Here is a 14,985-nt window from a genome sequence, read left to right on the forward strand (position 1 = left end):
CGCCGTTGACCGACGCGATCCACTCACCCGGTGCCGGTGGCGACCTGTGGATCATGGGCCTGGCCGTCGGCGGCCTGGGCACCATCCTCGGTGGCGTGAACATGATCACCACCGTGGTCTGCATGCGGGCTCCGGGCATGACGATGTTCCGGATGCCGATCTTCACCTGGAACATCCTGGTGACCTCGCTGCTGGTGCTGATGGCGTTCCCGATCCTGACCGCCGCGCTGTTCGGGCTGGCCGCCGACCGGCATCTCGGCGCGCACGTCTACGACCCCGCCAACGGCGGCGCCATCCTGTGGCAGCACCTGTTCTGGTTCTTCGGCCACCCCGAGGTGTACATCATCGCGCTGCCGTTCTTCGGGATCGTCACCGAGATCTTCCCGGTGTTCAGCCGCAAGCCGATCTTCGGCTACACCACGCTGATCTACGCGACGCTGGGCATCGCGGCGCTGTCGGTCGTGGTGTGGGCGCACCACATGTTCGCCACCGGTGCGGTGCTGCTGCCGTTCTTCGCGTTCACCACCTACCTGATCGCGGTCCCGACGGGAATCAAGTTCTTCAACTGGTTGGGCACGATGTGGAAGGGCCGGTTGACGTTCGAGTCGCCGATGCTGTTCTCGCTCGGTTTTCTCGCGACGTTCCTGCTCGGTGGTCTGACCGGCGTGCTGCTGGCCAGCCCGCCGCTGGACTTCCACGTCACCGACAGCTATTTCGTGGTGGCGCACTTCCACTACGTGTTGTTCGGCACCATCGTGTTCGCCACCTATGCCGGAATCTACTTCTGGTTCCCGAAGATGACCGGCCGGATGCTCGACGACCGGCTGGGCAAGCTGCACTTCTGGCTGACGTTCATCGGCTTCCACACCACGTTCCTGGTGCAGCACTGGCTCGGTGACGACGGCATGCCCCGCCGCTACGCAGACTACCTGGACACGGATGGTTTCACCGCGCTGAACGTCGTGTCCACGATCGGCGCGTTCATCCTGGCCCTGTCGATGCTGCCGTTCCTGTGGAACGTGTTCAAGAGCTGGCGGTATGGCGAGCCGGTGACCGTGGACGACCCGTGGGGCTACGGCAACTCCCTGGAATGGGCCACCAGCTGCCCGCCGCCGCGGCACAACTTCACCGAGCTGCCCCGCATCCGGTCCGAGCGTCCGGCATTCGAGCTGCACTACCCGCACATGGTGGAGCGGATGCGCGCCGAGGCCCACGTGGGGCGCCACCCCACGGCGCTGGAGTCCCCGGAGGGCTTCGGCCCGCGCACCGAGCCCGACCGTTAGCGCGGCCGGATGATCAACTCGTGGACGTGTGCGTCGCGCGGCGCGTTGATCGCGTCGGCGGTCAGCTTCGCGACGGTCTGCGGGCTCAGGAACTGCTCGGGCTCGTAGGGGCGGCCCTCGTAGGCGACCAGGCCCTCCTGCATCGCGGTGTCGATGCGGCCGGGATGCACCGAGGTGACGCGTAGTCCCGGCTCGTCGGCGCGCAGCGAGTCGGCGAACCCGCGCAGCGCGAACTTGCTCGCCGAGTACGACGCCAGCCCCGGTGAGGCATTGATGCCCGCACCCGAGTTGATGAACACCACGTGGCCGCCGGCGCTGCGCAGCGCGGGCAGCAGCTCCAGCGTGAGCGCGACCGCGCCGATGACGTTGACGGCCATGGTGGCGCGCCACTCGTCGACGTGGGATTCCCCGACCCGGCCCGGATAGGCCACCCCGGCGTTGTGGATCAGCACGTCGAGCTCGACGATCGGTTCGACGACGGCGGCCATGGAGTCCGGGTCGGCGAGGTCGACGGGCCAGGTGGTGGCGCCGAGCCGCTCGGCGACGGCGTCGAGGCGCGATGACGGGCGTCCCGCCAGGAACAGGGTGTGCGTCGGCGCCAACGCGTCGGCGAGGGCGGCTCCGAGCCCGCCGGAGGCCCCGGTGATCATCGCGGTCGGCACATTCGAGACCCTACCGACCTGCGGACCGGCCGAAGACGTCGCATCATTGGTGCGATGCCGCACGATCCCAGCTTCGCCCCCACCCAATTGGCCGCCCGCGCGGCCTACCTGTTGCGGGGTAACGACCTCGGCGTGATGACGACCGCCGCGCCGCTGCTGTACCCGCACATGTGGAGTTGGGACGCGGCCTTCGTGGCGATCGGGCTGGCACCGCTGTCGGTGGAGCGGGCGGTGGTGGAACTGGACACGCTGCTGTCGGCGCAGTGGCGCAACGGGATGATCCCGCACATCGTGTTCGCCAACGGCGTGGACGGGTACTTCCCGGGGCCGGCCCGGTGGGCGTGCTCGGCGTTGGCCGCGGACGCGCCGCGCAACCGCCACACCTCGGGCATCACCCAGCCGCCGGTGCACGCCATCGCGGTGCAGCGCATCCTCGACCATGCACGCACCCGGGGCCGGTCCACCCGCGCGGTGGCCCAGGCTTTCCTCGACCGGCGCTGGAACGACCTGGTGCGCTGGCACCGCTGGCTCGCCGAATGCCGCGACCAGGACGAGCGCGGCAGGGTCACGCTCTACCACGGCTGGGAGTCGGGCATGGACAACTCCCCGCGCTGGGATGGCCCGTACGGCAACGTGATTCCCGGCGAGGTACCCGAGTACCAGCGGGAGGACAACAAGATCAACACCGACGTCACCCAACGCCCCTCCGACCACGAGTACGACCGCTATCTGTGGTTACTCGAGGAGATGAAGGCCGCCCGCTACGACGACCAGCTGCTCTGCAAGACAATGAGTTTCGCGGTGGAGGACGTGTTCGTCTCGGCGATCTTGGCGGTGGCCTGCCAGGTGCTGGCCGAGATCGGCGAGGACCACAAGCGGCCGAACTCCGACGTCAGGGATCTGTACGCGTGGGCCGAGCGGTTCCGGTCCGGTGTGATCGCCACCACCGACGAAAGAACCGGTGCGGCAAAGGATTACGACGTCCGCGCGGAGAGGTGGATCTCGACCGAGACGGTGGCGCAGTTCGCGCCGCTGCTGTGCGGCGGGCTGCCGCACGACCGGGAGCGGGCGTTGCTGAAGCTGCTGGAGGGGCCGCGGTTCTGCGGCCATCCCGATCTGGCGTACGCGCTCATCCCGTCGACGTCACCGGTGTCGCGGGACTTCCGCCCGCGGGAATACTGGCGCGGACCGGTGTGGCCGGTGATGACATGGCTGTTCGCGTGGTGCTTCGCGCGCCGCGGATGGGCCGAGCGATCGGCGGCACTGCGCCGGGAGGGCCTGCGCCAGGCCAGCGACGGGACGTTCGCCGAGTACTACGAGCCGTTCACCGGGGAGCCGCTGGGCAGCATGCAGCAGTCGTGGACCGCGGCGGCGGTGCTGGATTGGTTGGGCTGACAGCTATTCGGCGATGCGCTCGAGCGGCGCCAGCGCCTTGGCCAGCGCGTCGAGCTCCTCGTCGCTGAGCTTGCTCAGCAGGGAGGCGAGGTGTGCGCGCCTGGACTCCAACGCTTCCCGATGTTGTTCCAGGCCCTGCGGGGTGATGTCGACCAGGACGGCCCGCAGGTCGGACGGATCGCGGTCACGCTTGACCAGACCCAGCTTCTCCAGCCGGCGGATCGCCACCGTGGTGGTCGGGGTACGGACCTTCTCGTGGGCGGCCAGCTCGGTCATCCGCATCGGTCCCCGGTCGAACAGGGTGAGCAGGATCGACAACTGCGCCAGCGTCAGGTCACCGGAGGCCGCGGTGCGGCCGGTGTGACGCATCACCAACAGCACCTTGGACAGCACGCGCTGCAGATCGCTGGCGAGCTCGCTGACCCGGGCTTCGGTGGGCACCATAATTCAGTCAGTCTAACCGGATAACGCTTGACAGGTTGATATGTCGCGCGGATTCCCGGCGAAACTCTCGAGGGCTTCAGAGCACCTGCGACAGGAACCGTCGCAACCGATCCGTCTCGGCCGCTTCGAACAATCGCTCCGGTGGTCCGGTCTCGACCACCTGACCGTGATCCATGAACACGACGGTGTCGGCGGTCGACCGCGCGAAGCCCATCTCATGGGTCACCACGACCATCGTCATCCCGTCGGCCGCGAGGTCGGCGATCAACTGCAGCACACCCTTGACCAGTTCGGGATCCAGCGCCGAGGTGGCTTCGTCGAAGAACATCACCTGGGGGGACATCGCCAGCGCCCGGGCGATCGCGACGCGCTGCTGCTGCCCGCCCGACAGCGTGGCGGGCCGGACCTCGGCCTTGTGCCGCAGCCCGACCCGATCCAGTTGCGCCATCCCGAGTTCGCGGGCTTCGTCGGCGCTGAGCCGCTTCAGCTTGCGGGGGGCCATCGTGACGTTGTCCAGCACGGTGCGGTGCGGGAAGAGCTGAAAGTGCTGGAACACCATGCCGATGCGCTGCCGCAGTTGGTCGGGGTTGTCCTGCAGCACCGTACGCCCGTCGAGCAGGATGTCGCCCCGGTCGGGTTCGTAGAGCCTGTTCAGGGTGCGCAGCAGGGTGGACTTGCCCGATCCGGACGGCCCGATCACCGCGGTGCTGGAACCCGCGGCCACGTCCAGGTCGATACCCCGCAGCACCGGGTTCTTGCCGAAGGACAGGTGAATGTCCTTGGCGGTCAACGAGACTGGCTGTACCTCGGTCGGCATCAGTTCATCTCCTGGGAGGTGGCGAGCACCAGCGGATCCTCTTCGTCGGGTTTACGGCCGCGACGCAGCCGGGCGTCGATGTAGTTCACCAGGTGGGTCAGCGGGATCGTCAGCGCGAGATAGAACAGGCCCGCCGCGACGAGGGGGGACAGGTTCCCGGTCTGCGCGTTGAGGTCGCGGCCGACCTGGAAGAGTTCACGCTGGTCGGCGATCAACCCGAGGAAGTACACCAGTGAGGACGCCTTCAGCAGCGAGATGAACTGGTTCATCAACGCGGGCAGCACCCGCCGGACACCCTGCGGCACCACCACCAGCCGCATGGACGTCGCATAGCTGAAACCCAGTGCGCGGGAGGCTTCCAACTGCCCGGGGTCGACGCTCTGGATGCCGGACCGGAAGATCTCGCCGACGTAGGCGGCGGCCATCAGGCCGAGCGCGGCGATGCCCAGCGGGAACGGGTTGTTACCGGTCAGGTGCCCGACGACGGGGCCGACGCCGAGCCCGATCAGCAGGATGATCACGACCTCGGGCAGCCCGCGGAAGATGTCGGTGTAGACGCGGGCGGGCCAGCGCAGCCACCGCGATCTCGATATGCCCGCGATCGCCAGCGCCATCCCGAGGACCAGCCCGATGATGCTGGCCGAGATCGTCAGGATCAGGGTGTTGGGCAGCCCGGTCTTGAACAGGTCCGGAATGGCTTGCCGGTACAGATCCCAGTCCAGAAACGACGCCGCGAGTTGGGACAGCGTCGATCGGGGCTGCACGGGCGCCGCCGGTCCCTGCGCGCCCTGGTTCTGCGCGGCGATGGCGTTGAAGTCGGGGAGTTGCGGGGCCGGTGCGGCCCTGGATCCGGGCTTCCAGCCCGGCGGCAGCGCCCGCGGCACCCAGTCGGAGTAGAGCCGCGACCAGGTGCCGTCGGCGATGATCGCGTCCAGTCCGGAGTTCAGCGCGTCGATCAGCGGCTGGTTGTCGGCGGCGACCGCCCACGCGATGAAATTGTCCAAGCTGAACGTGTTTTCGATGATCTCGGCGGGGTCGCCGGGCTGCACGGTGCCCTGCGCCTGCTGCGACGGTGACACCCACGCGTCGATCTGCCCCGTCTTGAGACTGGCGTAGACGGTGTTGTAGTCGGGGAACTTCACCGGCTCCAACTTCAGGGTGTCGATGACGTAGGCCTCCTGCACGGTGCCCTGCACGACACCGATGCGCTGCCCGGCCGCGAGCTTGTCGAATCCGGTGATCGCCGAGCCCCGCGGCACGACGAGGGAGAAGTAGCCGAAGTCGTAGCCGTTGGTGAAGCCGACGGTGCGGCGGCGGGCGTCGGTCGTGGTGATCGACGACGATCCGACGTCGAACCGGCGCGAGGCCACCTGCGCCAGCAACCCGGAGAACTCGGTGCCGACGAAGTTGATCTGCAGGCCCAGCTTCTCGGCGATGGCCCGCAGCAGCTCGTTGTCGAAGCCGGTGAACTGGCCGGCCGAGTTGATGCAGATGCTCGGCGGCGCGTCGGACAGGGTGCCCACGGTCAGCGTGCCCGGTTGGCTCAGGCCGAGCGCGTTGACGTCGACGGATTCCAGCGGCTGCACCGTGTCGGTGGTGTATCTGTCGGCCGCCGGCCCGCTCGCGGCGGCGGCCAGGTTGGTCGGCAGCGCGCTGGCGCTCTCGATGCCCGGTGGCGTGCACTGGTCCACCTGTGCCCCGGCCGGCGCGGCCAGGCCCATCGCTGCGACCATCCCGATGATCAGGGCCAGGACCAAACTCTTCACGGTCGTGCGCAGTACCCGCAAGCGGCTCATTCCAAGCAACGTAGTGGCCACCCCGACCGGGGCGGCGGGTTCGGCTCTTTCAGAAGTCTTCACAGCCCATCGCAACCGAACACCCCGCGCTGCAGCAGTTCTGCCAGCAGGATCGCGGCCATCACCTCGGCGCGCTCGGCGCAGGCCGCCCGGGCCGCGTCGGGTTCACCGGCGCGGATCGCGGCCAGCTCGGCCTCGTAGGACGGCAGGAGCCGGTCCCGGTGCTGCGTGTAGGTCTGCCAGAACGTGTGCGGGATGAAGGTCTGCGAGGACTCGATCGCCGCCTGCAGCCGGGGACCGGCGTAGGCACTGGTGATCGCCGCGCGGAACCGTTTGGCGTGCACGTCGAACAACCGCGCGTCCCGGCCGCCGCGCATCTGCGCGACCTCCCCCTCCAGTTCGGCCACCACCTGCTGGTCGCCGGCCGCCGCGGCCCGGGCCGCCGCGATCCCGCTGAGAAGGCCGTAGAGCTCGTGGTGTTCCCGCACCGCCGACTCGTCGAACCTCTGGACGTAGGCACCTCGGTGATAGCGCGTGGACAGGATCCCGTCGTGTTCGAGCTGCACGACGGCCTCCTGGACCGGCACCCGGCTCAATCCCAGTTCGTGGGCGATCTCGTTGCGGTCCAAGCGATCTCCTGACCGCAGCCTGCCGGTCAGCACCATATTGACCACGTGAGAGACCACGAGGTCTTTCTCCTTCACCCCGTACTTCTTGGGCATGGCGGCGCCAGTCTCTCACGGCGCCCACCCCCGCTGGGGCCGATCGGCAGGTTCAGCCGCCGGCGAGCCGCCGGTCGCGCCAGCGGCACAGCGCCTCGGCCTGGCCGAGGTCGTAGTCGGGTCCGTTCACGCCGACGGTGAGCAAAGTGACGCCGAGCGCGGTGAGCGCTTCGGCGTTCTGCGCCAGCGCATCATGATCGCGCCCATCGACGCCCGCGGAACGCGCGATGGCCGCCGGGTCGCGGCCGGCGTCGGCGCAGTGGCGCGCCAGGATGTCGGACTTGCGCGGGTAGCTTTCGGCGTCGGAGAACGAGTGCCAGATGTGGGCGTACTGGGCGACCAGCCGCAGGGTCTTCTTCTCGCCGCCACCGCCGATCAAAACCGGGATGTCGCGGAGCGGTTGCGGATTCAGCTTGGCCAGCCGGGCCTCGATCCTCGGCATCGCGGCGGCGAGGTCGTCGAGCCTGCTGCCCGCGGTGCCGAACTCATAGCCGTACTCGTCGTAATCCTTCTGCTTCCAGCCGGACCCGATGCCCAGGATCAGCCGGCCGTCGGAGATGTGGTCGACGGTGCGGGCCATGTCGGCCAGCAACTCCGGATTGCGGTAGGAGTTGCAGCTGACCAGCGCACCGATCTCGATGCGCGACGTCTGCTCGGCCCACGCGCCGAGCATGGTCCAGCACTCGAAGTGCGCGCCGTCAGGGTCACCGTAGAGCGGGAAGAAGTGATCCCAGTTGAACGCGACATCGACGCCGAGGTCCTCACAGCGACGCAGCGCATCGCGGATGTGGTCGTATCGCGGCGAGTGTTGCGGCTGCAGCTGAACACCGATGCGGATGGGCCGGTTCAGGGAGGTCATGTCCCCACGTTATCCGTTGCGCGCCGGCGGTCAGACGCCGATGTTGCCGCCGTCTTTCCACACCATCACGACCGAGGGCCGGGCCGTGCCGTTGCCGCCTTCGGGCCAGCGGGACTGCGGGTTGTCGATGCTGTTGTCGTCGTTCTCCCCCGGATGCTGGACACAGACCGTGACCAGATCATCGGTGACGACGGGCCCGCAGGTCTCCGCACCGAGCGGCACGGTCAGGAACTGCTTGGTCTCCCCGCGGTTCGGGCCCTCCAGCGCGACGGCGAACAGGCCGTCGTTGGAGTCCAGCGCGTTGCCGTCGGTGGAGATCCACAGGTTGCCGTGGCTGTCGAACGCGAGGTTGTCCGGGCACGAGATCGGGCTGACCTTCGTCTTGTCGAACCCGGCGAAGTAGGTGTCGGCCGCCGCCGGATCACCGCACACCAGCAGCAGCTCCCAGGTGAAGTCGGTGCCGGCGTGGTTGTCGGTGATCTCGAGGATCTGACCGCTCTTGTTGTCGTTGCGCGGGTTGGACGCGTCGGCGGGCGGCTCACCGTCGACGCCGCGCTCGTCGTTGTTGGTCAGCGCGACGTACACCTTGCCGGTTTTCGGGTTGGCCTCGAAGTCCTCGGGCCGGTCCATCTTGGTCGCGCCGGCCTTGTCGGCGGCGAGCCGCGTGAACACCGCGGCTTCCTGCGCGGTGACGCCGTCGACCAGGGACTCGGCCTGACCGTCCGGGCCGGACCGCAGCAGCGGAATCCAGGTGCCGGTGCCGCTGAACGAGCCCTTCGAGGGCAGCTTGCCCGAGCCGTCGATCTCGTCGGCCGGGATGTCGCTCGACAGCTTGGCCACATACAGCGTGCCCTCGTCGAGGATCGTCATGTTGTGCGCCATGGTCGCGGCATCGGTCCCGGGCTGCATCTTCTTGCTCGAGACGAATTTGTACATGTAGTCGAAGCGCTCGTCGTCGCCGGTGTAGGCGACCACGGTGCCGTCGGCGGTGATGTGGATGTTGGCGCCCTCGTGCTTGAGCCGGCCCAGCGCCGAATGCTTGACCGGCGTCGAGTTCGGGTCCCACGGGTTGAGTTCGACGACATAGCCGAACCGGTTGGGTTCGTTGGGGGTCTGCGCCAGGTCGAAGCGCGGGTCGAAGGTCTCCCATAGGAGTGCGGTGGGTTCCAGGGAGATGCCGTAGCGGTCAAGGCGGTCGGCGTCGACGGGGCCGGGCGCCGGTGCGCCCTCGGCGGCGCCGAAGTAGTCCTGGAAGTTCTCCTCGCCGGAAAGCACTGTGCCCCAAGGTGTCACACCGCCGGCGCAGTTGGCGAAGGTGCCCGCGACGGTGCGGCCGGCCGGGTCGGCGGGCGTCTTGACGAAGTCGGTGCCCGCCGCGGGGCCGGTGAGCGTGTGCGGGGTGTCGGCGGTGATGCGCCGGTTGTAGCGGCCCATCACCGGCCGCAGGCCCTCCGGGGTGCGCTCGACCTCGACGACACCCATCCCGACGGCGGCGATCTCCACGTCGAACTGTTCGCGGGTCGGGGCCTCGGCGTTGTAGCCGGGGAACATGAATTGCGGTGTGACGTACTCGAAGTTGGTGACCAGCAGGAAGCGGTTGGGTTGGCCTTCGATGGGCAGCAGGCCGGCGAAGTCGTTGTTGAACCCGAACTGACCGCGTTGCGCGGCGCCGGTCTGGTTGTTGACGTCGAACGGGGGTGCGTCGGGCAGCACGGGGTCGCCCCAGCTGATCACGACAGCCTGCCGGTAGCCGTCGGGGATGACGACGGCGTCCTCGCTGTTCGGTGCGACGGACAAGAAGTTCATCCCGGCCGGCGGCTCGGACGGGGCCGCGGTCGCCGACGAGGTCGTCGGCGCCGGTTCGGAGGTGTTCGAGCAGGCGGCCAGCGCCGAGCCCGCGCCGACAGCCAGCACCGCCACCCCGCCGGCGTGCAGGACCGAGCGCCGGGACACGGCCTGGGCGATGTCGCCGAAGTACTCGTTGTCGCTCTTGTTCGGCACCGGCTTGGAGCAGGCGTCGCCGCACTTGTGCACGCAGGTCACGCGCTGCCGCTTGGACTTTCCGTTGTGGTTGACAAAAAGGTTCAGCGGCACGAGCGCCATGGTCGAGGTCCCTTCCCACGCGAATTTCCGGCCGCGGGCTGGGCGGCCGGACCCGCGGAAAATTACGGGAGGCGAACCAGCGGAAGGCAACGCGCAGGTGAACAGTGCGCGACGGAACCGGTCAGGGGCCGCGACACGGCCCTCGCCGAATTTGCTACATGTGCGGCCGGGTGGAGGTAGGGTCCGTGACGAATCAAATAACGGGGGGGTCAAATAATGCCGGATGCACACAAGAATCACGCGTCGGCGGGGATGTCGCACCGCACTCGTCGTGCGGAGGGCTTCGCGGTGCGACGCTGGCTGCAGTTGGGCGCCGCCTCGGCCGGCATGGGTGCCGCATTGCTGGGCTATTCCCTGCTGGGTCCCCAGGTCGGTGTCGCAGGCGCCGACAGCACCGGCACGTCGTCGGCGGCATCGAGTGCGTCAGCGTCGGACGGCGCCGAAACGGACCCCACCGACGGCGGCACCACCGAGACCGCCACCGACGTCGACGACCCGGAGGACGGGGACGAGGACGTCGAGATCGAGGACGAGGTCGAGGACATCGACGAGGCGCCGGCCACCGAGGCCGAGGTAGAGGTCGACGAGGAGCCGTCCGCCGAGCCCGAACCCACCGACTCCGAACCCGCCGCCCCCGCGGTCGAGGACACCGAGCCCGACGCCGACCGGAAGTCGACCCAAGAGTCGGATCCCGAACCGGCGGATGACACGGCCGAAGCCGCGGCTTCCGTCGCCGATACCGAAGCGGGCCAACCGGATTCATCGGTACAGTCGGTGACTGCGCAGCTGTCCGCGCCGACGGTACCCGCCCCCCGGCGCACGTGGCGCGAGATCGTCGCCGGCTTCCTCGACGAATGGACGGCAGACACCCAGGCCTGGATCGACTCGCTGGATGTCGACGACGAGGCCAAGGCGCGGATGGAGGCCAACTTCTTCACGATGCGCCGCACCTTCTTCAACCAGGCCCCCATCGTCGAGCCGATCCAGCTCACCGGCAAGCTCGACGGGCCGATCACCGGCACGCTGGATGCGGTCGACCCGGACGGTGACCGCGTGGTGTACCGGATCGTCCGGGCGCCACGGGAAGGCTCGCTGCAGCTGAACCCCGACGGAACCTACACCTACACACCGGATTCCGACTTCGACGGGGTCGACACCTTCCGCGTCGTCGCCGTCGACGCCGGACTGCACGTCAACCTGCTCGACCTGTTCCGCCCGATCGGCACCCGCGTCAGTCCGCTGATCAACCAGGGTGCGATCAAGTTCGACTTCCAGTTCACCACCGGGGCGCAGTACTGGACCGAGGACCGGCGCGCCGCACTCAACGAGGTGGCCGACGACCTCGTGCTGTATTTCGTGGTGGGCGCCCCGGTGGTGCTCAGCTACAGCGTCACCGGGATGGAGGACGCGGAATCCGACACGCTCGCGTCGGCGGGCAGCAGCCTGATCCGCACCAGCGCCGGCTTCTGGAGGACGGTGGTGCAGAACAAGCTGCTCACCGGAGTCGACTCCAACGGCAGCGCTGTCGACGGCCGGATCACCTGGAACTTCGGGCATTCCTGGGCGCTCGGCGAGGAGGTCGGCGACGACGAGTTCGACTTCGCGGCGACGGCGATGCACGAACTGATGCACTCGTTCGGGTTCCTGTCGCTGACCGGGGAGCCCGGCGACAACGACAACCGCTACTGGACGATCTTCGACAGCTTCGTCGTGACCGCGGACCGCGTGCGGCCGATCAACCGTCGCTACCAATGGGACAGCGACTTCGACCCGTATCTGATCGGTGAGGACGGCGGTCTCTACTTCGGTGGGGCCAACGCCGTCGAGGCCTACGGTGACCTGGTTCCGCTCTTCACCCCGGATCCGTGGGTGGAGGGAAGTTCGGGAAGCCACCTCGACGATTTCACCTTCACCGGCCCCGACCAGCTGATGATGAACGCCAACACCGATACCGGCCCTGGTGTGCGGGTGCTGAGTGCTCTCGAGCTCGGCATCCTGCGCGACCTCGGCTACCAGGTGGACCCGCAGACACCACCGCTGGCGACGGCGCTGCTCGGCGTCGTGTTCCTCGGTCGGCGGCGCAGGAAGTCAGCCGCCGAGCACGTCGCGCAGTAACTCGACCAACGCCAGCGGCTGATCGCTCTGCACCGAGTGCCCGGAGTTCTCGACGATGTGCACCCGCTGGAAGCCGGGCGCGGTCCGGGCGAACGCGTCGGCGTCGTCGTCGTTGACGAAGAACGAGTTGGCGCCGCGGATCAGCGTGGTCGGGGTGGTGAGCCGCGGCACGTCGTCCCACAGGTTCTCGAAACCCTCGCCTTTGCGGATGCTGTCGTACCGCCACGTCCAGGTGCCGTCGTCGAGCCGTTTGGCGTTGTGGAACACCCCGCGGCGCAACGACTTCCGGTCCCGGTGCGGTGCGGCGGCCGTCGTCACCTCGAGCATCGCCTCGAACGACGGAAAGGTCCGGTCGCCCTGCACCAGCGCGACGGTGCCCTTCTGCTCGTCGGTCATCTCGGTGTGGCGTTCCGGCGCCGAAGGTGTCACGTCGACGAGCACCAGCCGGCGCACCAGCTCCGGTGCGGTCACCGCCAGGCGCAGCGCGGTCAGCCCGCCCAACGACATTCCGACCACGAGGTCGGCGTCGGGCGCGAGCTCCCGGATGACGGGTTCCACGGCGACCGCGTTGAGCTTCGGGCCGTAGTCGCCGTCCTCGCGCCAGGCCGACCGGCCGTGGCCGGGCAGGTCGACCGCCAGCGCCGGGACCCCGAGGCCGACGATCACCGAGTCCCACGTGTGCGCGTTCTGACCGCCGCCGTGCAGGAACACCACGCGGGGTGGGCCGTCGCCGAACCGGATCGCGCTGACGGGCCCGGTGTCGATGCGCTCGGCCTTCGGTACCGCTGTGGCACCGACCTGTTCGGCGTTCTCGGCCAGCAGCGCGAACTCGTCCAGGCCGGGAAGGGCATCGAGGAAGGCAGCGTCGGAGATCTCCGTCATGGCCCGACAGTACGCAGTCGGGAAATTCGGATGCGACAGAAGGTGCCGGTGTGCCACCGTCGGGCAGTGGCGAGTTCACCGACAGCACTGACGTTCCGCACCGCCGAGGACTCCGACTGGCCGGCGATCGGGCTGATCGGCGCGACCGGCTTCGGTGTCTGGCGGCCGGAGGAGACCACCGAGGTGTGGCGCTCGCTGATGCCGGCAGACGCGGCCGTCGTCGCGTGCGACGGTCCCGACGTCGTCGGTGTCGCGCTGTTCCTGGATCTCGAACTGACCGTGCCCGGCGGCGCGGCGCTGCCTATGGCCGGGGTGTCGTTCGTCGCGGTCGCGCCGACGCACCGCCGGCGGGGCGCGTTGAGCGGCATGTTCACCGAGTTGCACCGCCGCATGGGCCGATACCCGATCGCCGGGTTGGAGGCCAGCGAAGCGGAGATCTACGGACGGTTCGGCTACGGTCCCGCCACGGTGTGGCAGCGGCTGTCGGTCGACCGCACCCGGGCGCGGTTCCTCCCGGAGGTGCCCGATCCCGGCGGCGTCCGGGTGGTGCGCGCGCTCGAGCACCGGGCCCGGATCGAGGACATCTACGAGCGCTGGCGGCTGCAGACCCCCGGGGGACTGCGGACGCCGCCGCGGTTGTGGGACGAGGTCTTCGCCGACCGCGAGAGTTTCCGCGGCGGTGGCAGCGCGATGTTCTGCCTGCTGCACCCCGACGGTTTTGCGATGTACCGCGTGCACAGCGGGGAAGGTAAAGATCGGGTCGAGATCACCGAGCTGGCCGCGGTGACCCCGCACGCGTACATCGCGCTGTGGCGTGCGCTGCTCGGACTGGACCTGATGGGGTCGGTGGACATCGAGAGCCACCCGGATCAGCTGCTGCCGTACCTGTTGACGAACCCGCGGCTGGTGCGGCAGCGCGGACATCACGACGGGCTGTGGCTGCGCATGCTCGACATCCCCACGGTGCTGCAGGCCCGCACCTACTCCGCCGAGGTGACGGCGGTGCTCGACGTGTCGGACGGGGCGCTCAGTGGCGGCGGCCGGTTCGCGCTCGAGGTGCGCGACGGCCGGGCGCGCTGCGTGCCGACCGAGGCCCCGGCTGATGTGCACCTGGACCTGTCGGTGCTCGGCAGCCTCTACCTCGGCGCGCACCGCGCGTCGGCGTTCGCGACGGCGCAAAGATTGCGCTGTGACGACCCCGGGCTCGTCACCGCACTGGACGCGGCGTTCGCCACCGACGTCCCGGCCGAGCTCGGCTTCGGCTTCTGACCCCCTGAAACGCCGAAATTGCATTCCAGCAGGCGAATTTCGATGCAATGTCAAGCGGCTATTGCAACGGCTAGGCGGCTTGGCTAATCAGGGCTGCCATGCGTTGAGCGGGTGTGTCCAGGTCGAGGGTGGGTCTGGGTCGGGTGTTGAGTTTGTCGGCGACGGTGTTGAGGTCGGCCTTGGTGTAGCCGGCCAGGTCGCCTCCTTTTTCGAACCAGTGACGCAGCAGCCGGTTGGTGTTCTCGTTGGTGCCGCGCTGCCACGGCGAGTGTGGGTCGCAGAAGTAGACCGGCGCTCGCAGCTGCAGCGAGATGTCCTGCCAGCCAGCCATTTCGCTGCCCCGGTCCCAGGTGATCGAGCGGCGCAGATGGGCGGGCAGCTCGGCCATCGCTTCGAGCATCGCCGCGGCGACCGTCTCGGCGCGGTGATCGACCGGCAGGTGCAGCAGGATCGTGAACCGGGTCGAGCGTTCCACCAATGTCCCGATCGCGCTGCGGTGCCCAGCGCCGATGATGTAGGGGTCGGACCGGGGCGCGGTTCCAGGATTGCTCCTGGCCCGTTTCCCCGGCCCGCCCTCCGCACCGGACGTGCAACTCTCATCGCATCCGGCGCTCCACGGACTGCCACCGTTATGCGGG

13 protein-coding genes are annotated in these 14,985 nt (G+C 68.7%); 4 read left to right on the forward strand and 9 right to left on the reverse strand.

From position 1 onward, the window contains the following. Window positions 1-1,283 (forward strand): cbb3-type cytochrome c oxidase subunit I (locus tag ASJ79_RS04990; protein WP_067953637.1); only part of this gene is annotated, 1,283 nt, incomplete at its 5' end. Here ASJ79_RS04990 and ASJ79_RS04995 read toward each other — a convergent pair. Then, on the reverse strand, window positions 1,280-1,945 hold the full coding sequence (locus ASJ79_RS04995; protein WP_067953638.1) for an SDR family oxidoreductase: 666 nt from the start codon (window positions 1,943-1,945) through the stop codon (window positions 1,280-1,282). The two genes, ASJ79_RS04990 and ASJ79_RS04995, sit on opposite strands and share 4 nt — an antisense overlap. 54 nt (window positions 1,946-1,999) lie before the next feature. Between ASJ79_RS04995 and ASJ79_RS05000 the strand changes: the two genes are divergently transcribed. Further along, entirely contained in the window at window positions 2,000-3,340 is a 1,341-nt protein-coding gene (locus tag ASJ79_RS05000; RefSeq protein ID WP_067953639.1) for an amylo-alpha-1,6-glucosidase, read from the forward strand. 3 nt (window positions 3,341-3,343) lie between these two features. Here the strand turns inward: ASJ79_RS05000 and ASJ79_RS05005 are convergent, their stop codons facing one another. The 6 genes from ASJ79_RS05005 to ASJ79_RS05030 all read right to left on the reverse strand — a co-directional run bounded on the left by ASJ79_RS05005 (window position 3,344) and on the right by ASJ79_RS05030 (window position 10,081). Next, window positions 3,344-3,784, reverse strand: a complete 441-nt coding sequence (locus ASJ79_RS05005) for a MarR family winged helix-turn-helix transcriptional regulator (RefSeq protein WP_067953640.1) — start codon at window positions 3,782-3,784, stop codon at window positions 3,344-3,346. A 76-nt stretch (window positions 3,785-3,860) separates the two neighbouring features. Beyond that, window positions 3,861-4,601 carry an amino acid ABC transporter ATP-binding protein gene (locus tag ASJ79_RS05010; RefSeq protein WP_067953641.1) on the reverse strand — a complete coding sequence of 247 codons (741 nt, stop codon included), beginning with the start codon at window positions 4,599-4,601 and terminating at the stop codon, window positions 3,861-3,863. Then, complete coding sequence (locus tag ASJ79_RS05015; protein WP_067953642.1) at window positions 4,601-6,397, reverse strand: ABC transporter substrate-binding protein/permease; 1,797 nt, start codon at window positions 6,395-6,397, stop codon at window positions 4,601-4,603. The genes ASJ79_RS05010 and ASJ79_RS05015 overlap by 1 nt, the downstream gene beginning before the upstream one ends. 59 nt (window positions 6,398-6,456) lie before the next feature. Then, complete coding sequence (locus ASJ79_RS05020; RefSeq protein ID WP_067953643.1) at window positions 6,457-7,119, reverse strand: GntR family transcriptional regulator; 663 nt, start codon at window positions 7,117-7,119, stop codon at window positions 6,457-6,459. A 52-nt stretch (window positions 7,120-7,171) separates the two neighbouring features. Then, the gene (locus ASJ79_RS05025; protein WP_067953644.1) at window positions 7,172-7,978 is read right to left on the reverse strand and encodes an LLM class F420-dependent oxidoreductase; all 807 of its coding nucleotides are present in this window, start codon (window positions 7,976-7,978) and stop codon (window positions 7,172-7,174) included. Between the two features lie 30 nt (window positions 7,979-8,008). Continuing rightward, entirely contained in the window at window positions 8,009-10,081 is a 2,073-nt protein-coding gene (locus ASJ79_RS05030; protein WP_067953645.1) for a PhoX family phosphatase, read from the reverse strand. 216 nt (window positions 10,082-10,297) lie between these two features. On the opposite strand from ASJ79_RS05030, the gene ASJ79_RS05035 reads away from it, so the two are divergent. Continuing rightward, window positions 10,298-12,196, forward strand: coding sequence for an Ig-like domain-containing protein (locus ASJ79_RS05035; RefSeq protein ID WP_231750729.1), 1,899 nt, complete (start codon window positions 10,298-10,300; stop codon window positions 12,194-12,196). Here ASJ79_RS05035 and ASJ79_RS05040 read toward each other — a convergent pair. After that, window positions 12,170-13,078: an alpha/beta fold hydrolase gene (locus ASJ79_RS05040; protein WP_067953646.1), complete on the reverse strand. Its 909-nt coding sequence runs from the start codon at window positions 13,076-13,078 to the stop codon at window positions 12,170-12,172. The genes ASJ79_RS05035 and ASJ79_RS05040 overlap by 27 nt on opposite strands. A gap of 30 nt (window positions 13,079-13,108) precedes the next feature. Between ASJ79_RS05040 and ASJ79_RS05045 the strand changes: the two genes are divergently transcribed. Next, window positions 13,109-14,347, forward strand: coding sequence for an enhanced intracellular survival protein Eis (locus ASJ79_RS05045; protein WP_197420078.1), 1,239 nt, complete (start codon window positions 13,109-13,111; stop codon window positions 14,345-14,347). A gap of 70 nt (window positions 14,348-14,417) precedes the next feature. Here the strand turns inward: ASJ79_RS05045 and ASJ79_RS05050 are convergent. Then, on the reverse strand, window positions 14,418-14,985 hold a 568-nt coding region (locus ASJ79_RS05050), incomplete at its 5' end, for an IS30 family transposase (protein ID WP_231750730.1).

The organism is Mycobacterium sp. NAZ190054 (assembly GCF_001545925.1).
Lineage (GTDB): Bacteria > Actinomycetota > Actinomycetes > Mycobacteriales > Mycobacteriaceae > Mycobacterium.

Coding starts and splice junctions, on each gene's coding strand:
- ASJ79_RS05000 (WP_067953639.1), top strand. CDS start 2,000: ATGCCGCACGATCCCAGCTTCGCCCCCACCCAATTGGCCGCCCGCGCG.
- ASJ79_RS05005 (WP_067953640.1), bottom strand. CDS start 3,784: ATGGTGCCCACCGAAGCCCGGGTCAGCGAGCTCGCCAGCGATCTGCAG.
- ASJ79_RS05010 (WP_067953641.1), bottom strand. CDS start 4,601: ATGCCGACCGAGGTACAGCCAGTCTCGTTGACCGCCAAGGACATTCAC.
- ASJ79_RS05015 (WP_067953642.1), bottom strand. CDS start 6,397: ATGAGCCGCTTGCGGGTACTGCGCACGACCGTGAAGAGTTTGGTCCTG.
- ASJ79_RS05020 (WP_067953643.1), bottom strand. CDS start 7,119: ATGCCCAAGAAGTACGGGGTGAAGGAGAAAGACCTCGTGGTCTCTCAC.
- ASJ79_RS05025 (WP_067953644.1), bottom strand. CDS start 7,978: ATGACCTCCCTGAACCGGCCCATCCGCATCGGTGTTCAGCTGCAGCCG.
- ASJ79_RS05030 (WP_067953645.1), bottom strand. CDS start 10,081: ATGGCGCTCGTGCCGCTGAACCTTTTTGTCAACCACAACGGAAAGTCC.
- ASJ79_RS05035 (WP_231750729.1), top strand. CDS start 10,298: ATGCCGGATGCACACAAGAATCACGCGTCGGCGGGGATGTCGCACCGC.
- ASJ79_RS05040 (WP_067953646.1), bottom strand. CDS start 13,078: ATGACGGAGATCTCCGACGCTGCCTTCCTCGATGCCCTTCCCGGCCTG.
- ASJ79_RS05045 (WP_197420078.1), top strand. CDS start 13,109: ATGCGACAGAAGGTGCCGGTGTGCCACCGTCGGGCAGTGGCGAGTTCA.